Annotated in this window: 21 protein-coding genes; 9 read left to right on the forward strand and 12 right to left on the reverse strand. The window is 72.2% G+C overall.

The window, feature by feature from the left end; genetic code table 11:
* Window positions 1-44: 44 nt before the first annotated feature.
* A complete protein-coding gene (locus tag H7A73_RS12355) occupies window positions 45-959 on the forward strand; it encodes a cation diffusion facilitator family transporter (RefSeq protein WP_182066224.1) in 915 nt (304 codons plus the stop codon).
* 97 nt (window positions 960-1,056) lie between these two features.
* Here H7A73_RS12355 and H7A73_RS12360 read toward each other — a convergent pair whose 3' ends face one another.
* On the reverse strand, window positions 1,057-1,662 hold the full coding sequence (locus tag H7A73_RS12360) for a hypothetical protein (protein WP_182066225.1): 606 nt from the start codon (window positions 1,660-1,662) through the stop codon (window positions 1,057-1,059).
* 130 nt (window positions 1,663-1,792) lie between these two features.
* On the reverse strand, window positions 1,793-3,082 hold the full coding sequence (locus tag H7A73_RS12365; protein ID WP_182066226.1) for an MFS transporter: 1,290 nt from the start codon (window positions 3,080-3,082) through the stop codon (window positions 1,793-1,795).
* A 48-nt stretch (window positions 3,083-3,130) separates the two neighbouring features.
* Here H7A73_RS12365 and H7A73_RS12370 point away from each other — a divergent pair, with 48 nt between their 5' ends.
* Window positions 3,131-4,042: a LysR family transcriptional regulator gene (locus tag H7A73_RS12370; protein ID WP_182066227.1), complete on the forward strand. Its 912-nt coding sequence runs from the start codon at window positions 3,131-3,133 to the stop codon at window positions 4,040-4,042.
* 159 nt (window positions 4,043-4,201) lie between these two features.
* On the opposite strand, the gene H7A73_RS12375 is transcribed toward H7A73_RS12370, so the two are convergent.
* The 6 genes from H7A73_RS12375 to H7A73_RS12400 form a co-directional block, all read right to left on the reverse strand.
* The gene (locus H7A73_RS12375) at window positions 4,202-4,993 is read right to left on the reverse strand and encodes a hypothetical protein (RefSeq protein ID WP_182066228.1); all 792 of its coding nucleotides are present in this window, start codon (window positions 4,991-4,993) and stop codon (window positions 4,202-4,204) included.
* A complete protein-coding gene (locus tag H7A73_RS12380; protein ID WP_182066229.1) occupies window positions 4,983-5,522 on the reverse strand; it encodes an RNA polymerase sigma factor in 540 nt (179 codons plus the stop codon). Before H7A73_RS12380 ends, H7A73_RS12375 begins: the two co-directional genes overlap by 11 nt.
* Before the next feature lie 143 nt (window positions 5,523-5,665).
* Entirely contained in the window at window positions 5,666-5,929 is a 264-nt protein-coding gene (locus tag H7A73_RS12385) for a hypothetical protein (RefSeq protein WP_027464979.1), read from the reverse strand.
* The gene (locus tag H7A73_RS12390; protein WP_259362870.1) at window positions 5,926-6,585 is read right to left on the reverse strand and encodes a DUF308 domain-containing protein; all 660 of its coding nucleotides are present in this window, start codon (window positions 6,583-6,585) and stop codon (window positions 5,926-5,928) included. Before H7A73_RS12390 ends, H7A73_RS12385 begins: the two co-directional genes overlap by 4 nt.
* 143 nt (window positions 6,586-6,728) lie before the next feature.
* Window positions 6,729-8,747, reverse strand: coding sequence for a lectin-like domain-containing protein (locus tag H7A73_RS12395; RefSeq protein ID WP_182066231.1), 2,019 nt, complete (start codon window positions 8,745-8,747; stop codon window positions 6,729-6,731).
* Window positions 8,748-8,855: 108 nt separating this feature from the next.
* Window positions 8,856-10,502: a glycoside hydrolase family 13 protein gene (locus tag H7A73_RS12400; protein WP_182066232.1), complete on the reverse strand. Its 1,647-nt coding sequence runs from the start codon at window positions 10,500-10,502 to the stop codon at window positions 8,856-8,858.
* A 106-nt stretch (window positions 10,503-10,608) separates the two neighbouring features.
* Here H7A73_RS12400 and H7A73_RS12405 point away from each other — a divergent pair, with 106 nt between their 5' ends.
* From H7A73_RS12405 to H7A73_RS12425, 5 genes are all read left to right on the forward strand, one after another.
* Window positions 10,609-11,175, forward strand: coding sequence for an NADPH-dependent FMN reductase (locus H7A73_RS12405; RefSeq protein ID WP_182066233.1), 567 nt, complete (start codon window positions 10,609-10,611; stop codon window positions 11,173-11,175).
* Between the two features lie 156 nt (window positions 11,176-11,331).
* Window positions 11,332-11,844 (forward strand): MarR family winged helix-turn-helix transcriptional regulator, encoded by a 513-nt coding sequence (locus tag H7A73_RS12410; RefSeq protein WP_182066234.1) that lies wholly within the window; start codon window positions 11,332-11,334, stop codon window positions 11,842-11,844.
* Window positions 11,845-11,957: 113 nt separating this feature from the next.
* Window positions 11,958-12,464, forward strand: coding sequence for a Dps family protein (locus H7A73_RS12415; RefSeq protein WP_071404882.1), 507 nt, complete (start codon window positions 11,958-11,960; stop codon window positions 12,462-12,464).
* Window positions 12,465-12,472: 8 nt separating this feature from the next.
* Window positions 12,473-13,273, forward strand: coding sequence for an SDR family NAD(P)-dependent oxidoreductase (locus H7A73_RS12420; protein ID WP_182066235.1), 801 nt, complete (start codon window positions 12,473-12,475; stop codon window positions 13,271-13,273).
* 31 nt (window positions 13,274-13,304) lie between these two features.
* Window positions 13,305-14,498 (forward strand): NAD(P)/FAD-dependent oxidoreductase, encoded by a 1,194-nt coding sequence (locus H7A73_RS12425; protein ID WP_182066236.1) that lies wholly within the window; start codon window positions 13,305-13,307, stop codon window positions 14,496-14,498.
* Window positions 14,499-14,583: 85 nt separating this feature from the next.
* Here the strand turns inward: H7A73_RS12425 and H7A73_RS12430 are convergent, their stop codons facing one another.
* From H7A73_RS12430 to H7A73_RS12445, 4 genes are all read right to left on the reverse strand, one after another.
* Window positions 14,584-15,654 (reverse strand): alpha/beta fold hydrolase, encoded by a 1,071-nt coding sequence (locus H7A73_RS12430; protein WP_182066237.1) that lies wholly within the window; start codon window positions 15,652-15,654, stop codon window positions 14,584-14,586.
* A gap of 70 nt (window positions 15,655-15,724) precedes the next feature.
* Window positions 15,725-16,600 (reverse strand): SMP-30/gluconolactonase/LRE family protein, encoded by an 876-nt coding sequence (locus tag H7A73_RS12435; RefSeq protein ID WP_182066238.1) that lies wholly within the window; start codon window positions 16,598-16,600, stop codon window positions 15,725-15,727.
* 165 nt (window positions 16,601-16,765) lie between these two features.
* Window positions 16,766-17,599: a DUF1206 domain-containing protein gene (locus H7A73_RS12440; protein WP_182066239.1), complete on the reverse strand. Its 834-nt coding sequence runs from the start codon at window positions 17,597-17,599 to the stop codon at window positions 16,766-16,768.
* A gap of 124 nt (window positions 17,600-17,723) precedes the next feature.
* Window positions 17,724-18,890 (reverse strand): RtcB family protein, encoded by a 1,167-nt coding sequence (locus tag H7A73_RS12445; protein WP_182066240.1) that lies wholly within the window; start codon window positions 18,888-18,890, stop codon window positions 17,724-17,726.
* Between the two features lie 435 nt (window positions 18,891-19,325).
* Between H7A73_RS12445 and H7A73_RS12450 the strand changes: the two genes are divergently transcribed.
* Together H7A73_RS12450 and H7A73_RS12455 are read left to right on the forward strand one after the other, a co-directional pair.
* The gene (locus H7A73_RS12450) at window positions 19,326-21,146 is read left to right on the forward strand and encodes a glycoside hydrolase family 15 protein (RefSeq protein WP_182066241.1); all 1,821 of its coding nucleotides are present in this window, start codon (window positions 19,326-19,328) and stop codon (window positions 21,144-21,146) included.
* A 46-nt stretch (window positions 21,147-21,192) separates the two neighbouring features.
* Window positions 21,193-21,795 carry a DUF1992 domain-containing protein gene (locus tag H7A73_RS12455; protein ID WP_182066242.1) on the forward strand — a complete coding sequence of 201 codons (603 nt, stop codon included), beginning with the start codon at window positions 21,193-21,195 and terminating at the stop codon, window positions 21,793-21,795.
* Window positions 21,796-22,225 lie beyond the last annotated feature (430 nt).

The raw sequence follows: 22,225 nt of genomic DNA on the forward strand, positions 1-22,225 counted from the left end.
TCGATCCTGGCATGTCGTCAGTGCTGATCCCTACGATGTCGCACATGGGACACGACCACGGGCACGGCGTCGGGCACGCCTCGGAGCGCGCCCTGCTCATCGCGTTCTGCATCTCGGCGGGCATCCTGCTCGCCGAGGTCGTCGGCGCCGTGGTCACCGGTTCGCTCGCGCTGCTCGTCGACGCCGGGCACATGGTCGTCGACACCGGCGGACTCGGCATCGGGCTCGTCGCGACACGGCTCGCCCGCCGGACGCCGACCGCGCAGCGCACCTGGGGATTCCAGCGGGCCGAGGTCCTCGGGGCCACCGCGCAGGCCGCGATCCTGCTCGCCGTCGGGGTCTACGTGATCATCTCGGCGGTGCAGCGGCTGTTCGTGCCGGAGGAGATCCACTCCGGGCCGCTGCTCGTCTTCGGCATCGTCGGACTCGTCGGCAACCTGGTGGCCTACGCCGTGCTGCTGCGGGCCTCGGGCGAAGGGTTCACCTCGCGCGCCGCCCGGCTCGAGGTCCTCAACGACACCCTCGGCTCGGTCGCCGTCATCATCGCCGCGATCGTGCTGATGCTGACCGGGTGGGAGCGCGCGGACTCCGTCGCAGCGATCCTGATCGGCCTGCTCATCCTGCCCCGGGCGATCCGGCTGCTGCGCGAGACGGCGAACGTGCTGCTCGAGTCGACGCCGCCGGGCCTCGACCTCGACGACGTCCGTGGCCACATCCTCGAGCTCGACCACGTCATCGCGGTGCACGACCTGCACGCGACGCTGGTGGCGACCGGGGTGCCGAACCTGACCGCGCACGTGGTCGTCGACGACCACTGCTTCTCGACGGCGCACGCCCCGGCGATCCTCGACGAGCTGCAGCGGTGCGTGGCGGAGCACTTCGACGTGCCGGTGGAGCACTCGACGTTCCAGTTGGAGCCGGTGTCGCACCGGCGGCACGAGTACGAGGTGCACGCGTAGGGACGTGTGCGTCAGCCGGGGTCGCCCCGGCTTCGCGACGATCCACCAGGTGATCGACGCGTGGTCTGTCGCAGAACGGGTGTCCGCGGGTGGCGGGTCAGCAGTCGTCGGTGCGCGTGGGGTACGCCGTGATCACCCGGTCGGTGGTGGCCGAGACGATCACCTTGACCCAGGGCTCGTCGTCGGGGCGTGAACCGTCGTCGAACCGGACGGGTGCGGCGTAGCAGACCTTGCCGTCACCGGCGTCGAGCGGGAACCCGGGGCGCGGGTCCTCGAGCGCCGTCTGCACCGCGGTGAGCATGGCGTCGTCCCAGTCGCGGGAGCCGTGCCCGGTGACGACGTCCCGCCAGTCGGCGGTGTGCCGCACCCGGATGTGCTCGTAGCCCTGGGCAGCGGTGCCGCACTGCAGGGTGACGCGGCCCAGCGCCTCGGTGTCGTACTGGGCGACGGCCGCCTGGGTCGTGGAGTCGCACCGTGCGAGGGCGGCGCCGCCGGGCAGGTCCGGCCCGGTGCGGGTGATCGTGACGGTGCCGTCGCCGGAGGCGATCGGCGCGTCGCTGGGCATCCGTGAGGCCGCGCCGGCACCGATGGTCGGGTCGTCCGCGCCCTGCCGCGCCGTCAGGAACAACCCGCCAGCGAGGAGACCGACGGCCACCACGGCCGCGACGCCGGTGATCACGGGACGGTTGCTGTTCCGGGGCACGCGCCCAGTATGCCGGGAGTGCGACCGCACGACGGAACCGGGTTCCGGACACGGCACCGCGCGATCGCGTGGGTCGGTGTCCGGAACCCGGTTCCGGGATGCGACGGGCGGACGGGAGGCCCGCCACGCGTCAGGCGCGCGCGGCCAGCCGGGTACCGGCGACGACGGCCAGGACGGCGACGAGCACCACGTACCCGATGAGGACGGGGAGCGTCGGGATCACCAGCAGCGCCGCCCCGACGGCCACGACCGGCACGGTGAGCCCGGCGTAGGCGATGAGGAACGTCGCGGCGAGCACGCCGCCCCGACGCTCCGGGCCGACCAGTGCTGCGGCGCTGCCGATCGCGGCGCGGAACAGCAGGCCGACGCCGGCTCCCGCGACGACCCCGCCGCCGATGAACCCGGCGACCTGCAGCAGGACCGCGGCGACGGCGAGGACGACCAGTCCGACGACCAGGAGCAGCATGCCGAGCCGGATCTGCGCACGCTGCGACAGTCGGGCGAAGACGATCTGCGACAGCGCGCTCGCGGCGAAGACCCCGAAGGTCGTGGCTCCGGCGGCCAGGCGGTCGGTGACGTGGAACGTGGTGCCGAGGAAGCTCGGCGCGACCGAGGTGAAGAGGCCCTGCACGGCGAGCGCGGCGAACGCGGCTGCACCGGCGGCCCAGAACGCAGCACCCTGCCCCTCGGGAGCCTGCATGCGCTGCGGGCGGTAGGCCACGCGCTGCTCGGCGCGGTCGACCGTCTCCGGTGCGGCCAGCACGAGCACGAACGCGACCGCCAGCGCGATGACGAACACCACGTAGGGGACCATGAGGGGCTGCCCGACGAACTCGGCGAGCGCTCCACCGACCAGGGCGCCGAGTGACAGCCCACCGAGGTTCACGGCTCCGGCGGCGACGCTCGCGCCCTTCGCGGAGTCGCTCGACCCGGTCGCACGGACCCGGAGCTCACCGAGGTGCGCCGTCGCGGTCGCCGTCAGCGTCGCGACGCCGAGGCCGGTCACGAGCCGGGCGACGATGAGGCCGCTGACGTCGTTCCAGAGCAGGAACAGCACGGCTGCGACGAGCTCGAGGGCGATCGACACCAGGATGAGCGGACGGCGTCCGTGCACGTCGCTGAGGTGTCCCGCCAGGTACAGCGACCCGACGACCCCCACCCCGTACGCCGCGAAGATCACCGTCGTGGTGAACGTCGGGAAGCCGTCGCGGGCCTGGTAGATGACGTAGAGGGGTGCGGGGACGGTCGCGAAGGCCATCACCGCGAGGAACGCGAAGGCGACGGCCCAGAACCCGAAACCGTGGCGCCGACGGGTGTGGACGCGGCGCCCGCGCGGGGCGACGACACGGTCGCTCGCGGATGCGGGAGCGGCGGTGGTGGCGGGGACGGTGCTCGTCGGGGTGTCGGTCACGGTTGACATGCTCCGATGATCGTGCTCAGAGAGCATCGAGTCCAACGGATGCGCTTGATGTGCACCATCGATCTGCTCGATACTCGGACGATGGAGACCCGGCTGCTCGAACAGTTCGTCACCGTCGCGGCCGAGGGCAGCGTCACCCGGGCGGCGGAACGGCTCTGGGCCGCGCAGTCCACGGTGTCCGCGGGCATCGCCTCGCTCGAGCGGAGCTTCGGGGTGCGGCTCTTCGACCGCACCAGCCGACGGCTCGTCCTGACGCCCGCGGGCGAGGACCTGCTCCCCCACGCCCGCGCGGTGCTCGATGCGCTCGACCGGATGCGCGACCTGGCCACCGCCGACGACGCCGACCTGCGCGGCCGGGTGCGGCTCGGCATCTTCACGAGCATGGACATCGTCGACCTGACGGGCGTGCTGCAGCGGTTCCGACGGCAGCACCCGCTCGTCGCCGTGGAGCTGATGACCTCACCGTCGGGGACGACCGGCCTCGTGCAGGACCTGGTCGCCGGGCGGCTCGACATCGCCTACACGGGCCTGCCCACCGTGCCAGCCGGCGTCGTCGTGGAGCCGCTGCGGGAGATGCCGTTCCGGGTGTTCACCGCGTCGGACCACCCGCTCGCCGGCCGGTCGTCGGTGTCGCTCGCCGAACTCGCCGACGAGCCGTTCGTCGACACGGCGCACGGGTTCGGCAACCGGATCATCCTCGACGGAGCACTCGAGCGGCTCGGCATCCGTCGGCGCATCGTCGCGGAGATGAACGACATGCCCGCCGTGATCCGGTTCGCCTCGGCCGGGCTCGGCGTCGGGGTCGTCCCGGACTCGGGGGTGCGGTACGACGGGGCGGTGCTCGAGCTGCGGGATCCGGTCGAGCCGCTCCGCATCGGCCTTGCGGTCCGGACGTCGCCGGAGCCGAGCCGCGCGGTCCGGACGCTGGCGCGCGACATCGTGGCGGCTCGGGTGGGGTGATGCGGGGCGCGCTTCGGTGCGCCGCGCTGCGCGCTTCGCTTCGTGAGCAGGAACGGTCGCGTCACGGTGCGCGAGGCGACCATTTCTGCTCACGATCCGTCGGGGTCTCCACCGGCGGACGGGAGGCGCGGCGCGGGTCCGCCACGCGCCTCCCGGCCGTCAGTCCCCCCAGATCTCCCCGACGACGGCGTCGAGCAGGCCGTCTGTCGGGAAGTCGGTCTGGTTGATCGCGATGACGATGTCGTCCCGCTCGAACCGGGTCGTCGTGAGCGTGCCGCCGCCACCGGACAGTCCGGCGCTCTGGCAGAGCCGTCCACCGAGCCGGTCCGTGCACGTGCCGCCGCGGCGCTCGACCATGTCCTCCGACATACCGGGCCCGAAGTCCGCGACGTGGCCGACGGCCAGGGTCAGGTTCGCTTCGACGCCCTCGTTCTGCCAGGTGCAGCTCAGGACCTCGTGTTCGCCACGCAGTCCCTGGATGCGGTCGTTCCCGTCCGGTTCGCGGTCCCCGCCGGGCGCGATGATCATCGACTCGTGCCGCGCTGCCCCGAAGAAGCGGTCGTAGTCGTCGTCGGGCACCAGGAGGTAGCAGTCGCCGGGGAGTCGGACGTCAGACGCGGGCGGCGTCGGCGGGGCCGGGGTCGGGGTCGGGGTGGGCTTCGGGATCGGGGCACCCGTGATCGGGGCGGAGCTCGGCGTCGTCGCGGACGGCGAGGGCTCGGCCTGCTGGGTCTGGGTGGGAGCGGCGACCGGGTCGGTGTTCTGCTGCGAGAGCGTCAGGGCGACCGCGCCCGTCGCGGTGCCGACGGCCAGCAGACCGACGATGCCGAGCGCGATACCGGGTCGGACACGACGACGCTTCGGACGCGGGGTGGCACGTTCGAGGACGTTCTGCTTCATCGAGACGAGCATGCGCTGCAGGTCGTCGCCCTGCGGAGGCTCAGTGTTCATCGTGCATCACCACCTTCTTGAGTCGTCGACGGTTGCGGGACACCCGCTGGGTGACCGCGCCGACCGTGAGTCCGAGGAGTTCGGCGGCCTCGGCGTACGAGTGGCCCTCGAGCAGGCAGAGCTCGCAGATGCGGCGGTCGAGGTCGGGGAGCGCGGCGATCTCGGCCCGGACCCAGCGCAGGGTCTCACGGGCCTCGTCGTGGTCGGCGGGCGAGGCGAGGTGCTCCGGCAGCTCAACCGTGCGGCGCCGGGCCTGCTTGCGCCCGGTGTTGAAGGCGTGGTTGCGGCACACGACGAGCAGCCACGGCAGCACCGTGTCCGCCGGCAGCTCGAGGGTCGCGGCGCGCTGCCAGAGCGTCAGGAATGCGTCCTGCACGATCTCCTCGACGTCGGACCGGTCGTCGACCAGCGCCCACGCGTAGCGGGTGAGGGTGGCGGCGTACCGGTCGAACGCCCGGGCGAGCGCGCCGGTGTCTCCCTGCGCCATTGCACGGACGAGTCCTTCGTCCGTGTCGGTGCCGGTCGTCACGTCCACATCCCACCTCCTTCACCCAGAGGTGTCGGTAGGACCCGCGATCCTGACAGGACCGTTCCGGATTCGTGATCTCGGGCGTGTCCGTCGTCAGGATGCGGTCACCGCTGCCGCGACCGCCAGCCGTCAGCCGTCAGCCGTCAGTGGAAGTCGTCGCCGTCGCCCTCGCCCGGCGTCTTGTGCCCGCCGAGCATGTCGTTGTCGTCCTGCTCGCTCGACGAGGCGAGCTGCAGCATGGCGAGCACGACGACGACCACGATGAACGCGACACCGAGGAAGATCACGGCCAGCTGCAGTTCCCGCGTCGAGAACAGCACGACGAGCCCGGTGAACACCGCGACGATCGCGGAGATCCCGAGGAGCTCGACCGGGCGCAGACGGTCACGACGGCTGGGGGTGGTCATGCGTGTGGTGCTCCGTCCGGGGCGACGGCCGGCGTGGCCGTGCCCCACTTGTGCGAGAGGCCGGCGATCACGTGGAAGACGGCCGTGATGGCGAGGTACGCGCCGAGCAGGCCGACGAGCACGATCGAGGCGTCGAGGGTGCCGGTGACCTGCTCCACGCCACCGAGCTGCTGGGAGTAGTCCGGCGGCGTGAGGAGGAACGCGACCGCGAGCAGCAGCGTGAGGCCGCCGATCGTGGTCCAGTCGCGAGCGAAGGGCGAGCGACGCCGGGCCCGGAGCCCCTGCGACAGCTCGAGGGCTCCGGTCAGCACCGCGAAGGCGACGATGACCGTGATGAAGGCCGGCAGCCCGAACCCGTTGCACGCGAACGCGGCGACCGCGGCCAGCAGGGTGATGACGGCCTGCAGCAGGGTCGTGCGACGCGAACGGCCGTCGAGGGGCAGTCGCGAGAGGCCGGCGAACAGGAGCACGAGGCCCTCGACCAGGGCGAAGCCGCCGAACAGCAGGAGCCCGTACCCCGCGGCGTGGTTGGTCGAGAAGGTGATCACCATCGCGACGACCGCTGCGGGGACCGCCCGGAGGATCGGGATCGGCCAGTACCGCGCGCGCTGGGTCGCGTCTTCCACGGTGGTGGCGTCGTCCACGGTGTCGGACACGAGACCTCTTTCGGGCATGCGGATCGTGGATCCGATCCTACCGCCGGTGGGGTGGACGCCCGACCGGAGCGGACTCGTCCCCCTGTGGACGTCCACACCCGTGCGCCGGGACGACACCACCGTCCGGTGCCGTCCCGGCGGTGTCAGGGCTGCTGGGGGCCGTCGGTCGGCGCGTCCCGGCGAGCACGGCGTCGGGCGAGCCACCAGCACCCGGATCCGACGGCGGCGGGCAGGGCGGCGAGCGCGGCGGCGAGGCCGAGCCCTTCGGCGCCGGTGTAGGCCAGGGCCCCGACGGGGGCCGCGGCCCGACGGTCGGTTGCGGGGTCACCGGCTCCGCCGTCGTCGACGCCAGGACCGTCGTCGCCTGCGGAGCCGTCCCCGCCGGCGTCACCGTCGTCCGGCGCCGGCCCCGTCGTCGGCACGGGGTCGCTCGTCGGCGCGGGGCTCGGCGCGGGCCCCCCGTCGTCCGGGCCGACGACGATCGCCACGCCGGTCGACGGGTCGCCGCCGTCCGGGTCGGTCGGCGAGGTCGCCGTCGCCACGTTCACCACGTCGGAGCCGTCCCCCTGGTACGCGGGGTCGAGCTCGGCGCGGATCCGGAAGTCCAGGGTTTCCCCGACCTCGAGCGCCACGTCCGAGCTGCACGTCACCCGCTGCCCCTCGGCCGTGCACCCGTCGTCGGAGCCCACGAACCGCATGGCCTGGGGCAGGTCGTCGACCGCCCCGACCTGCTGCGCCACCGACGGCCCCCGGTTCCTCGCCGTCACGAGGTACTCGACCTCGTCACCGGGCCGTACGGTCGACGGCGACACCGACTTGTCCGTCTCGACGTCGGCGGTGATCACCGGTGCCGCCACGGTGGTGGTCGCCCGGGAGGCGTTGTCGGCCTCGTTCGTGTCGGACAACGAGGTCGGCGGGGCGATGGTCGCCGTGCTCTCCAGCGCTCCGGACGTGCCCTCGGCCACCCGGCCCTCGATCGTGACGACGGCAGAACCCCCTCGGGGCAACGACAGGTCGGTCGCGACGTCACCGGTGCCCGACCCGGTGACGCAGGTGGAGCCGTCCGCAGCCGCGCAGGTCCAGGTGACGTCCTCGATGCCGTCGGGGACGTCGACCTGCAGCGGGCTCGGGTCGGCGGCGTTCGGGCCGGGGTTCCGCGCCGTCACGGTGTAGCGGAGCGGTTCGCCCGCCGTCGCGGTCGCGGGCAGGTCGTGCTCGACGGACAGGTCCGCCGGCTTCCAGACCCGGAGCGCGTCGACCTCGTGCTTGTCGACGTGGCTGCCGGTGGCCCCGGCGAACCCGAGGCGCAGCGTGCTCGGCAGCGAGGCCTGGCCGTCGCCGTGCAGCGGGACCGAGTCGAGCACGGTGCGCATGGTCGAGCCGACCTGCAGCCGGACGGTGACCGCGAGCCCGCCGTCGTCGTCGGGCAGCAGGGTGATGCGGACCGTGCGGGGCGTGGAACCGGCCGTCACGGTGCCACCCGGTGCCGCGGCTCCGGCGACGTACCGGTAGCCCTCGGTCCCGTTGCCCGAGCCCCGGACCACCACGTGGTCGGGCTGTGCTCCGGGACCGGACCCGTTGATGCGTGACGAGAAGTTGCCGTAGTGGTCGATCGCGACGGCCGCGAAACCCCCGGGGACCCCCGGCAGGTCGCACGCCCGGCCGCCGCCCTCGGTGGCCTCTTTCCGGCAGGCGTACCCGAGCCCGGCGCCGAAGGACCCGACGCCCTGCGCCGCGGCGCCGTCGGCCAGGTACAGCAGCAGCCCGTCCGCCCCGGGGTCGTCCTTCTCGGTGTGCATCGCGTACGTGAACTCGATCTCGAGACCGGTGTCCGACGGGAACGTGTCGTTCGTCGACCACGCTCCCGCCTGGTTCCGGACGTCGTCGGTGAGCCGCAGTCGGCCGCCCGACACCGTGGCGTCCCCGTGCAGGGCGCCGCCGGACGCGCTGGAGAACTGGTTGACGTACGGGAAGTCGAGGGCTGCCGCACTCGACCCGGACGGCAGGACCGCGGGCGCCGCGAGCACACCGATCGCGGTCAGCGTGGCGCAGGCCGCAGCGAGGCGGCGGACGGCCCGCGACCGGAACGACCGCCGGTCGCGGGAAGGAGCTGGGGCCTTGGCTGGAGCTGGTGCTGGTGCAGGTGCAGTGGGATCTGTCATGCCCCGATGCTCGCGACCGGGACGTCACCCCGGGCGGCGGCGGGACGATCTGTGGAACGCCCCCACGGGCCTCCGGGCTGTGGAGGAAGAACGACGCAAGCGGAACGCTCAGGCCAGCCACACCGTCGTCTCACCAGGCAGCAGCCCCGCCGCGACCTCGTCGAGCGACCCGGACGCGACGACGACCGTCCCGGCAGGCAGCGGCACCGGCGCGGTGCCGAAGTTCGTGACCGACCGCCAGCCGTCGTGCCGGGCGAACGCCACGACCTCGGAGCCGGACTCCAGCCACGTCAGCGCCTCCCCCTGCTGCAGCCGACGCCGTGCGGCCAACGCCCGGCGGTACAGCGACAGGGTCGACCCGGGATCGCCGTCCTCGGCCTCGACCGACGACTCCCCGAAGTCCTGCGGCTGGGGCAGGTGCGGTGCGACGTCCCCGAAGCCGAACGACGGCCCGGAGCGCGTCCACGGGATCGGCACGCGGCAGCCGTCCCGGCCCTTCACGGTGTGCCCGGTGCGGAGCCACTTCGGGTCCTGCAGCAGGTCGCGCGGGATCGCGGCGGCCTCGTGCAGCCCGAGCTCCTCGCCCTGGTAGACGTACGAGGACCCCGGCAGCGCCAGCACCAGCAGCGTCGCCGCGCGTGCCCGACGGAGCCCCCGTGCACGGTCGAGCTCCGGCGTCGTGCCGTCCGTCATGAGCCAGGCGTCGGTGTCGGTGCCGTCCGGCAGGCCGTACCGGGTGGGGTGCCGCACGACGTCGTGGTTCGACAGCACCCAGGTGCTCGAGGCACCCGACTGCTCCGCGGCGGCCAGGTTCCGCTCGATGATCCGACGGAAGGCGTCCGGCTCGAACGGGGCCTCGAGCAGGTCGAAGTTGAAGGCCTGCCCGAGCTCCGTCGGCCGGGCGTACAGGACACGGCGGGGTGCCGGGGCCCAGGCCTCGGCGACCGCGGCACGGGGCGGGTCGTACTCGTCGAGCACCCGGCGCCAGGTGGCGAAGATCTCGTGCACCTCGTCACGGTCGTACAGCGGATCGGACCCGTCGAGCGGCAGGTCCTGCTCGTTCGACGGCCGGTACGGGGTCGACAGGTCCTTCGCCAGCCCGTGCGCGACGTCCACCCGGAACCCGTCGACGCCGCGGTCCGACCAGAAGCGCAGCGTGTCCTCGAAGTCGGCGCGGACCTCGGGGTTCGACCAGTCCAGGTCGGGCTGCTCGGGTGCGAACAGGTGCAGGTACCACTGCCCGTCGGGCACCCGGGTCCACGCGCTGCCGCCGAAGTTCGACACCCAGTCGCTGGGCGGCAGTTCCCCGGAGTCACCGGAGCCCTCACGGAACACGTACCGCGCACGCTCGGCCGACCCCGGCGCGGACGCCAGTGCGGCCCGGAACCACTCGTGCTGGTCGGAGGTGTGGTTCGGCACGATGTCGACGATGACCTTCAGGTCGTGCTCGTGGGCGGCCCGGACCAGCGCGTCCAGGTCGTCGAGGGACCCGAGTCTCGGGTCGACGGCACGGTAGTCGGCGACGTCGTAGCCCCCGTCGGCGAGCGGCGACGGGAAGAACGGGGAGAGCCACAGCGCGTCGACGCCGAGCGACGCCAGGTACGGCACCCGGCTCGTGATGCCCGCGACGTCACCGAGTCCGTCGCCGTCGGTGTCGGCGAAGCTGCGCGGGTAGACCTGGTAGACGACGGCATCGCGCCACCAGTTCGGGTCGGTGGTTCGTGGCGTGCTGGCCGGGGTCCGAAGCGTGGTCACGTCGCCACCGTACCCAGGGGGCTGGGAATAGCGCCCCGTACGATCGCATTGGTTGTCGCTGACACCTTTCCGTCCAGCAACAGCATCCCGCAACAGAAGGAGCTCCATGACGAACGTCCTCGTCCTCGTCGGCAGCCTGCGCGCCGACTCCATCAACCGCAAGCTCGCCGAGGCCGCCGCGCACCACGCGCCGGAGGGCATCGAGCTGCACACCTTCGACGGCATCGTCGACCTGCCGTTCTACAACGAGGACATCGACGGCGACACCCCGCCCGCCGCTGCCGTCTCCTTCCGCGACGCCGTCGCCGCCTCGGACGCCGTCCTGCTGATCACCCCCGAGTACAACGGCACCATCCCCGCCGTCCTGAAGAACGCGCTCGACTGGGGTTCGCGTCCGTTCGGCGCCTCGCCGCTGTCCGGCAAGCCCCTCGCCGTGATCGGCTCGGCGTTCGGCCAGTACGGCGGCGTCTGGGCGCACGACGACGCCCGCAAGGCGGCCGGCATCGCCGGCGCGAAGGTCCTGGAGGACGTCAAGGTCGCCATCCCGCAGTCGGTCGTCCGCTTCGCGGAGACCCACCCGCGCGAGGACGCCGAGGTCACGACGCTCGTGCAGGGCGCGCTCACCGCGCTCGCCGAGGCCGCAGCCGGCACGGACGAGCAGGCAGCTGCGTAACGCGACCGACCGTCGGACAGGAGGCCCGTGGCGACCCCGCCACGGGCCTCCTGTCCGTCAGGTGGGGACGCGTCGGACGGTGCGGACGCATCGGTCACCGCAGAACCCGGGAGTTCGCTAGACGGCCGAGATACGAGACGGGTTACCCTGAACGCCATGTCCACGCAGGAGATCACCGAGGCGTCCGGGTACTGGTTCCCGGACGACGACGCGACCCAACGCGGGGTCGCCGTGCTGAACGCCCTGCGCCGGTACCGATCCGCCGAGACGGCCATGCGCCGCCGGACCCGTGACTCGATGGGCATGGGCGAGACCGACCTGCTCGCCGTGCGCTTCCTGCTGCAGGCGCAGCGCTCCGGCACGACCGTGAGCCCGAAGGACCTCGCCGCGTACCTCAAGATCTCGTCGGCCTCGACGACCATCCTCATCGACCGCCTGGTCAAGTCGAACCACGTGCGTCGCGACCCGCACCCCACCGACCGCCGGGCCCTCGTCATCACGCCGACGACCGAGACCGACGACGAGGTCCGCGCCACACTCGGCGTGATGCACCGCCGGATGATGTCGATCGCCGAGGGGCTTCCCGCGTCCGAGGCGCGGATCGTCGCCGACTTCCTGGAGCGGATGCGCGACGCGGTCGACCAGGTCGACCCCGCGCCGTCGCACTGAGCAGCACCGCGCCGGACTGCCTCGGGGGACGCTGCCTCCGAGCGCACTGAGAACGTGCACTGCGGCACCGCGTAGACCGGAACGGTCACACCGACGCGAAAGGAGCCACAACCATGCACGCTTCGGACAAGATGGCCAAGAACCTCCAGGCGGTCCTCGTGGACCTCATCGACCTGCACCTGCAGGGCAAGCAGGCCCACTGGAACATCCTGGGCACCAACTTCCGCGACCTCCACCTGCAGCTCGACGAGATCGTCGACGCGGCCCGTGAGTTCGCCGACGACACCGCCGAGCGCATGCGCGCGCTGTACCTCGTGCCGGACGGCCGCTCGGCGACCGTCTCCGCGGGCAGCCACCTCGACGCGTTCCCCTCGGGCGAGATCACCACGCACGACGCCATCGACCAGGTCACGCTCCGGCTGTACCAGGCGACGGGCACCATGCGCGACGTCCACGACGAGGTCGACGACGAGGACCCGACGACCGCGGACCTGCTCCACGGCTTCATCGAGCGCCTCGAGCAGCTCGCGTGGATGGTCTCCGCCGAGAACCGCGCTCCCAGCACCCCGCTGGCCTCCGCCACCACGCCCGCCGTCGCCGACGCGTCGGCACACGCGTAGGGGCCCGGGTGGACCTCGGTATCCAGGGCAAGACCGCACTCGTCTTCGGCGGCGACTCCGGCATCGGCTGGAACACGGCACGCATCCTCCTGGCGGAGGGTGCGACCGTGGTCGTCACCGACATCGATCAGAGCCGTCTGGACACCAGTGCGGACCAGCTCGAGGCGCCGCTCGGCAAGCTGCACGCCTTCGCCGCCGACGTCCGGAGCGCCGAGAGCCTCGCCGGCCTGCACGAGAAGGTGCGTGCAGCGGTCGGCGAGATCGACATCCTGGTGCAGTCCTCGGGTGTCACCGGCGCCCAGGGCATGTTCCACGAGATCGACGAGGCCGGGTGGGCGGAGACGATCGACATCGACCTGATGGGGCCGGTGCGGATCACCCGCGAGTTCATCGGCGACCTGCGACAGGGCGGCTGGGGACGCATCGTCTACCTGGTGTCCGAGGACGCCTCGCAGCCGTACGACGACGAACTGCCCTACTGCGCCGCCAAGGCCGGGGTGCTCTCGTTCGCGAAGGGCCTGTCACGCTCCTACGCCTCCGAGGGTCTGCTGGTGAACACGGTCTCCCCCGCGTTCATCCACACGCCGATGACCGACGCGATGATGGACAAGCGGGCGAAGCAGCGCGGGACCTCGTTCGACGAGGCCATCGGCAGCTTCCTCGACGAGGAGCGGCCGTACATGGAGCTCAAGCGACGCGGCGAGCCGGAAGAGGTCGCGAACGTCGTGGCCTTCCTGTGCTCGGACCTGGCCAGCTTCGTGAACGGCGCCAACTACCGGGTCGACTCCGGCTCGGTCGCCACGATCTGATCGTGGCACCACAGCACCGCCAGGAGGCGTCATGACCGACTTCCGCTACCTCATCGTCGGCGGCGGGATGGTCGCCGACGCCGCTGCCCGTGGCATCCGCGAGCTCGACACCGACGGGTCGATCGGCATCCTCAGTGAGGACGTCGACCGGCCGTACGCCCGGCCCGCGCTGTCGAAGAAGCTCTGGACCGACCCGGACTTCAGCTGGGACGACAAGGTCGACCTGCACACCGAGGAGACCGGGGCACAGTTCGTCCTGGGCGCCGCGGTGACCGCGATCGACCGTGCCGCGAAGACCGTCACGACGGCCGACGGCGCGACCCACGGCTACGAGCGGCTCCTGCTCGCGACCGGCGGGAAGCCCCGCGGGTTGCCGGGGCTGCCCCCGTCGGCACGCGTGTTCGACTACCGCAGCGCGTCGGACTACCGACGGCTGCGCGAACTCGCGGACGCCGGGGCGCACGTCGCCGTCGTCGGCGGCGGGTACATCGGCCAGGAGATCACGGCGGGCATCGTGCAGAACGGCGCGCGCGTCACACTGGTCGACCCGGACGAGGTCGTCGGCGGGCGGATGTTCCCGGAGGACCTGGCCCGGGCGTTCCAGCAGCGCTTCGTCGACCACGGCGTCGAGCTCCGCACCGGCCGCCGGGTGTCCGAGGGCACCGAGACGGCGGACGGCGTGCGGCTGACGCTCGACGACGGCTCCGTCGTCGAGGCCGACGCGGTCGTCGCCGGGCTCGGCATCGAGCCCGCGACGCAGCTCGCCGCCGACGCCGGACTCACCGTCCGCGACGGCATCGTGGTCAGCTCCACCCTGCTCACCGACGACGACTCCGTGTTCGCTGCCGGTGACGTCGCCGAGTACCCGGACCGGATCCTCGGCACCCGCCGGGTGGAGCACGTCGACAACGCCCAGCAGCAGGGTCGGCAGGCAGGCCGCAACCTGGCCGACGCCGACGAGACCTACGACCACACGCCGATGTTCTACTCCGACGTCTTCGACATGGGGTACGAGGCCGTGGGGCAGGTCAGCTCGAAGCTGCGCACGGTCGAGGACTGGCAGGACCCCACCGTGACCGGGGTCGTCTACTACCTGGACGACGACGACACGGTCCGGGGCGTGCTGCTCTGGAACGTGTGGGACAAGACCGACGAGGCCCGCACGGTCCTCGCCGAGGCGAACGCGCTGACGCCCGACATGCTGCCGGGCCGCATCACGCCCTGACCGTTCACCCGTCGCGGTGGTCGCGGTCAGCCGGACACCGTGGCGGACGCTGGTCCGACCGTGCTCGCTGCTCCGGCCGTGCTCGCTACTTCGACTCCGGCGCGACCTCGTCGACGACCGTTCGGCGGTCCGCCGGGTCGACCGGCAGGTCGTCGCCGTCCGCCATCGCGACGGCGTGCGCGGACTTGGCTGCCTCGAGCGTCTCGTCGTCGTTCCGAGCCATCCCGAACAGCTCGATGAACCGCGACTTCACCAGCAGCCAGGCGTCACCGGGGCCGAGCCGGGCCAGGTCCGACGACGTCGAGTCGTCGCGCACCCGCTGCAGCGACGACACGCCCCGGTCGGGGATCCGGCGGTCGACGTGCGCCACCGCGAGCCGCGCGACCGCGTCGGCCTGTGCGTGCATGACCGAGTGCGCGCCGTCGACGACCTCGCGGAGGACCGCGTACGGGAACACCCGCGCCAGCCGACGGACCCAGTCCCGCGGCACCATCGCGTCGTGCTCACCGCGGACGATCAGGGCGCGGGCCTGCACGTGGGCGGCGCGCTCCTCGATCGGGAACGCGATCATCCGCGGCAGGACCTTCCGGAACCAGTGCCAGCCGCACAGTGCGTACGCCGTGACGGCATGCCAGCGGACGGCGGACGGCTCGTGCAGCGCCGACCGCAGGAAGCGGAAGGCCGACTGCCGGACGGTCCGCGCACGGGAGTCGACGACCGGGCTGATGAGCACGAGGTCGGAGATCCCGGGCCTGCGGGCGGCGACCTCGGTGACGACCTGGGTCCCCATCGAGTGCCCGACCAGGACGGGGTCCTCGAGCCCGAGGTCGTCGACGACCCGCTCGACCGCGTCGGCGTAGCGCTCGATCGTGACCTTCCCGCGGAACCGCGGGACGCCGGCGAACCCCGGCAGGTCGAGCGCGTGCACCGGGCCGTTCTCGTTGAGGTGCGGGGCGAGCCGCTCGTAGTAGGTCGACGCGATGCCGAGCCCCGCGACGAGCACGAAGGCCCGTGCGCCGGGCGCACCGATCGAGCTCACCCGGACGTAGGTGCCGTCGACGGCAACCCGGTCGACCTGCACCGTGACGTCGGCGTCCTCGGCCTGGGCGAGCTCGCCGGCCGGGTCCGGCCGGGGTGCCTGGCGTTCGTCGTCCACGTGGGTCTCCTCCGGTCGGGCGGTCGCCCAGGATACCCGGCCGCCGTCCTCCCGGGCGGTGACGACGTGCTCAGCCGCTGAAGGTGGTCGCGGGGAACCCGTGCACCGTCGTCGGCACCGCGAAGACCGCACCGGACCGCGGCGCCTGCTCCAGGTCCTGCTCGGTGAGGTTCTCGCGGGCCGTCCCGACGAAGAGCGTCGACATGTCCGGCCCGCCGAACGCCACCGACGTCGGGTTGGCGACGGGGAGCTCGACCGTCTCCAGGTGGGAGCCGTCGGGCCCGTAGCGCTCGACGCGGGAGCCGCCGTAGACCGCGCTCCAGAAGCAGCCCTCGTCGTCGCGGACCAGGCCGTCGTGCGCCTGGCCGACGATGAACGGCTCGAGTTCGCCGAGCTCGCCGTCCGGGCCGTACGACCCGCGGAAGACCGTCGAGGCACTGGTGTCGGTGACGTACATCGTGCTGCCGTCCTCCGACCACTCCATGCCGTTCGTCACGCCGAAGCCGCCGCGGAGCACCCGGGTGGTGCCGTCGGCCTCGATCGAGTAGAGCGCGGCGTCGGGTTCGCCGGTCGTCACGTTCATGCTGCCGACCAGGAACCGGCCGAACGGGTCGCACTTGCCCTCGTTGAACCGGTTGCCCGAGGTGCTGTGGGTGACGCGGGCGATCTCGCGCTCCACGGAACCCTGCTCGTCCGTCACCACGACGGTGTCGCCGAGGGCCGCGACGAACCCGCCGGAGGCCCGGGGCTGGAAGCTCGCCAGCGGGGGCGGCAGCGGCACGCTCGAGCGCACGGTGCCGTCGGCCTCGGCGGTGTTGAGGGTGCCGAGGGTGATGTCCGCCCACCGGAGCAGCTGTGCCGACGGGTCCCAGACGATGCTCTCGGCGAGGACCGCTCGGGCGTCGGCGAAGACGGTCGCGGGGCCGGTCGTGGCGTTGGTGCTCATCGACCCCGTCTACCGCGGGGGCGGTCCGTGCTCGCTCAGGCGGCGCGGCGGCGGCGGCGCGGCTGCGAGTTCACGGGCTCAGCGACACCTCACGCCCGCTTCGGCCCGTGAGGTGTCGCGCAGCGCGAAGGTCCGCGCCGGTCCGGTCGTCTGTGCACCCGCGGGTCAGAGGCGGGCGAACCGCGCGCGGAAGAAGCTGTAGACGCCGAAGGCCAGGAACCCGATGCCGATCGCGACGAGGACGAACACGCCACCGGGCATGCTCCGCACGGCGTCGAACGCGGCGTCGAGGCCGGTGGCCTGGTCTGGGTCGCTCCGCAGCCCCGCGACGGCGATGAGCACGCCCACGATGACAACGGCGATGCCCTTGCCGACGTACCCGACGACACCGAGCACGGTCACCACGCGGTCGAGCTGGCCCGACGGTCGCGTGATCTGCTTGCGGAAGGACCGACGGCAACCGATCACCACGAGGCCGATGCCGACCGCGACGGCGATCGCCCCGGCGAGGAGGAGCAGGAACACCCCGCCCGGCGTCGCCAGGGTCTTCGCGGCGGCACTCTGGGACGAGCTGCTCGAGCTCGAGCCGGCACCGAGCGCGTACGAGGCGGCCGAGTACGCGATCACGCCGTAGACCACGGCCTTCGCGACGTCCTTCAACCGCGCGAGCCAGCCCCGGGTGGTGTCGGATCGGCCGCCGACGATCGCCTCGACGACCAGACGCACGGTGAGTGCGGCCGTACCGACGGCGATCAGCCAGAGCAGGAACACCCCGCCGGGGACCGCGGCGATCTGCTGCAGCGCGCCGGACTGGTCCGTCTCGCCGCCGGAGGACGCGTTGCCGATGCCGAGCAGGATCGCCAGGTACCCGATCAGCAGGTGGACGATGCCGCTGCCGACGAACCCGGCGCGTGCCGTGACCTCGAACCACCGGCTGTCGGCCGCTCGCCGGACCTGTCGTCCGGTCTCCCGTGCTGCGTGCTCCGCCGTGTCGCTCATCTCGTCAAGCGTGCCCGACGCGAGCCGTCCTGTCCGGGCCGCGCCGGGCCGCGGTGCCGCCCCGCACCGGACGGGAGGCCCGTGGCGCGCGGCCACGGGCCTCCCCTTCGTCGGTGGACGCGTCTCAGTCGCCCTTCACGTTGACGACCTGCCGCAGCGTGTGCCGGATGGACACCAGGTCCGACGCGTCGGCCATCACCTGGTCGATCGGCTTGTACGCCGCCGGGATCTCGTCGAGGAACGCGTCGGTGTCGCGGTACTCGATGCCGGCCATCGCCTCGCGCAGCTGCTCGTGGGTGAAGGTCCGCCGGGCAGCGCTCCGCGAGAACAGCCGGCCGGCACCGTGCGGGGACGACTCGAGCGAGGGCTTGTTGCCGAGTCCCTCGACCACGTACGAGGCCGTGCCCATCGACCCCGGGATCAGCCCGGGCTGCCCGACCTTCGCCTGGATCGCCCCCTTGCGCGAGACCCACACGGACTTGCCCCAGTGCGTCTCACGCTGCGTGAAGTTGTGGTGGCAGTTGATCCGCTCCTGCTCGTCGACGGGCGTGCCCACGGCCTCGGACAGCTGCCGGACGACGCGGTCCATCATCTCCTCGCGGTTGAGCAGGGCGAAGTGCTGGGCCCAGCGCAGCTCGGCGACGTACCGGTCGAACTCCGGCGTGCCCTCGACCAGGTAGGCCAGATCGGGGTCCGCCAACCGGATCCACCAGCGCTCCATCATCCGCTTGGCGACCGTGATGTGGCGCTGCGCGATCTTGTTGCCGACGCCCCGCGACCCGGAGTGCAGGAAGAGCCAGACCCGGTCCTGCTCGTCGAGGGAGACCTCGATGAAGTGGTTGCCGGAACCGAGCGTGCCGAGCTGGTTGCGCCAGCCGCCGTGCACACCGTCCGGGTCGAACCCGGCGGTCTCGGCCATCGCCTCGAGCTCCGCGATGCGCGGCGCAGCGGTCGCGACGATCTTCCGGTTCGACGCTCCGGCCGACAGCGGGATCGCGCGCTCGATCTGCTCGCGCAGCCCCTGCAGGTCGCCGGGCAGGTCCGCGGCGGTGAACTGCGTCCGGACCGCGATCATGCCGCAGCCGATGTCCACGCCGACGGCCGCCGGCATGATCGCGCCGAGGGTCGGGATGACGGATCCGACGGTGGCCCCGAGGCCGAGGTGCGCGTCGGGCATGAGGGCCAGGTGCGGGAACACGAACGGCATGCGCGCGGTCGTGCGGGCCTGCTGCTCGGTGTTGTCCTCGAGCATCGAGGCCCAGCTGAGCAATCGGTCGTTGATCTTCTTCATGGAGTCGTCTCGCTTTCGTGACGGTCGAGGTGACGGTCCGAGACGGTCGTACGCCGGGCCTCCTGGTCGTCGCCGGTCGTGGCGGACGGAAGGAGGCGGAGATGACGAACGCCCCGGGCCGGGTGGGCACGGGGCGTCGTGGGACGTCGCGTGCCTACGCGGGATAGCTGGAGGACCACTGCTGCTCGGACAGCACGGCGGTCGCGGCGAGCTGGAGCTCGACGCGTTCCTCGTTGTGCTGCACGGCGCGCATGCGCGGTCCTTCCGGTGTGCCCGGGACGGGCGGTCTGCCGATCGGCAGGAGGACGACGCTAGTGCGACACGCCCGGGATGCGCAAGTCGCGCGGGCGTGTCGGCATGGAGGCCCGGGGTGCGTCCGCCACGAGGGGTACGTCCGCCTGATGGTCGCCGCCGGGGCCGGGGCAGGCTGGACGCATGACCGAGCGCACGCGAGACACCCCCGACGCGACCGAGAACGAGGAACGGACCAACGGGTACGTCCCGCTCCGTTCGTACGGCGCGATCGGCGACGGGCGGACGGTCGCCCTCATCGCGCTCGACGGCCGGATCGACTGGCTGCCGATCCCGTCGATGGACTCACCGCCGGTGTTCGCGAGCATCGTCGACGCGGAGCACGGCGGGCACGTCGCGCTGCGGCCTGTGGACGACCAGGCGCAGGCGTCCCGCGCCTACCTGCCGGGCACGAACGTGCTCGTGACGACCTGGACGACCCCGTCCGGCACGGCCACCGTGACCGACGCCATGGTCACTGGAGTGGCCGGACGGCTGCCCTGGGCCGAGATCGGCCGCTGCGTGCAGGGGGTCGACGGTTCGGTCGAGATGGAGTGGGCGGTCGTGCCCGGCACGATCCTGAACACCGCGGAACCGCGCCGACTCGACACCGCGAACGGCACGGTGATCGGCGTCGACGGCGTGACCATCGCGATCGTCGAGCAGGGCTTCGAGCCGGTGCACGACGACGGGCCCCGGTTCTCGGGGCGGTTCTCGACGACCGAGGGCTCGAAGTCGATCCTGACCATCGTCGGCACGTACGACGAACCGATCTTCCTGCCCGAGCCGGAGCGCACCCTCGAAGGGGTCGACCGCACGATCGAGAACTGGTCGACCTGGTCGAGGGAGTTCAGCTACGACGGCCCGTGGTCGGACGCCGTCCAGCGCAGCGCCCTCGCCCTGAAGCTCCTGATCTTCGCCCCCACCGGCGCCATCGCCGCGGCGCCGACGACGAGCCTGCCCGAGGACCGCACCGGTGGGAAGAACTGGGACTACCGGTTCGCCTGGGTGCGCGACCTGGCGTACACGGTGCACGCACTCACCCGTTTCGGCCTGCGCGAGGAGACCCACGCCGCCGTGTCGTGGGTGATGCGCACGATCGCCGAGCACGACGAGACGATGCCGATCTTCTACGGACTCGACGGGACCAAGAGCGACGCCGTCGAGGAGCGCGACGTCCCGGGCTGGAACGGCATCGGACCGGTCACGATCGGCAACCGGGCCGGCGACCAGCTGCAGCTCGGGGTCTGGGGCGACGTGTTCGAGATCATGCGGCAGTACGTCCGGGCCGGCAACGTGCTCGACCGCAAGACGGCTTCGGTGCTGCAGGGGCTGGCCGACGACGCGTGCCACCGGTGGCCGGAAGCAGACTCGGGCATGTGGGAGCTGCAGGAGGCGCAGCACTACACGACGAGCAAGATCGGCTGCTGGCAGGCGCTCGACGCCGCCGTCGAACTGCACGACGCGGGGATGATCGACGGCCCACGCGAGAAGTGGATCGAGAACCGGGAGCTCATCGAGGACTGGGTCGCGGAGCACGGGTGGAACGAGGAACTCGGCCACTACGTCATGCACCCGGGCACCGATGCGCTCGACTGCTCGATCCTGCTGCACGCGATGTCGGCGTTCGACCGCGGGCCGCGGATGGAGTCCACGATCCGGGCCATCGAGGAGCAGCTGCAGCACGGGCCGCTCGTCTACCGGTACTCCGGCATGGAGGACGAGGAGTCGCCGTTCGTGGCGTGCTCGTTCTGGCTCGCGGCCGCGCTCGCGTGCGTCGGACGCATCGACGACGCGAAGCAGCTGATGGACGACATGGTCGCGCAGGCGAACGACGTCGGCCTGTTCAGCGAGATGCTCAGTGCCGTCGACGGGGACTTCATGGGCAACATCCCGCAGGGGCTGTCGCACCTGGCGCTCATCCAGGCCGCGCTGACCATCGAAGAGGTCGCGTCGGAGTCCTGACCGGGCTGGACGGCCCGTCGGGGGTGCGGGGCATCATGGTCTGACGATGAACGACGTCGATGCACGGATGGACCGGCTCCGCAGGGCCGCCCGCTACCGCTACCAGCAACTCGTCGACCAGGAGATCGAGCGGGGGTCGCTCGATCCGGACGAGGTGCGGTCGGAACGTGAGGAACGTCGGCTGCTCAAGGCCGCCGACGTCGCCGCCCACGCCCGGGCCCAGATCGAGGAGGCCGAGCGCCGGGGGGTCTTCGAGGGCAACCCCTACCACGGCAAGCCGCTGCCGGGCCTCGACGGGCAGCACGATCCGGACTGGTGGATCAAGTCGAAGATCGAGCGTGAGGACATCCGGGGCATCGCGCCGCCGGCCCTGGCGCTCCGCACCGAGGACGCCGAACTCGACGACGCTCTCGATGCCCTGTCGCTCGAGACCGATGTGCGCGACGTCCTCGTGGACTTCAACGCGCGGGTGAAGGAGGCCCGGCGGCAGCTGCTCGGCGGGCCGCCGGTGGTGACGCCGATGCGGGACGTCGAGGCCGAGGTGCTCGCCTGGCGGGAACGCCGCGAGATGCGCATGGCTTCGGCCGCGCGGGCAGCGGAGCAGGCGCGGCTCGAGGCGAAGCCGCGGCGGTGGTGGCGGCGCGGCTGAGCGGTGGCGCGGTGGCGCGGTGCGGTCCGGTCGGAGCTCGCGCTGAACGACAGTTCACGCGAACGCGACCGCGTGAGGTGTCGCCCAGCCCGTGACGACGGCGGCCGCCGGCCCGACGTCCGCACACGACGCCCGTTCTTTCCCATCACGCGCGCGTTGGTTCGCAAGAACGGGCGTACCTGGTCGAAAGAACCCACCAGGTACGCGCGGTCTCACCAGGTACGCCCGGTTCCGCTCGACGCTTGACGCACAACGCAGTTCGGCCCGGACCGCGCTGTTGCGTGGTCCGGGCCGACTGGGGTGGTGCGGGGTGTTACTTGATCTGGGCGGTGATGGTGGCGGTGCCGACGAGGAGGCCGCGCTTGACGGCGTCGGTGCCGAAGGTCTTGTTCAGCAGGCCGGCGGCGTCCTCGGAGATGTGGACGGTGGT

Source organism: Curtobacterium sp. ME12, assembly GCF_903970855.1.
GTDB classification, from domain to species: domain Bacteria; phylum Actinomycetota; class Actinomycetes; order Actinomycetales; family Microbacteriaceae; genus Curtobacterium; species Curtobacterium poinsettiae_A.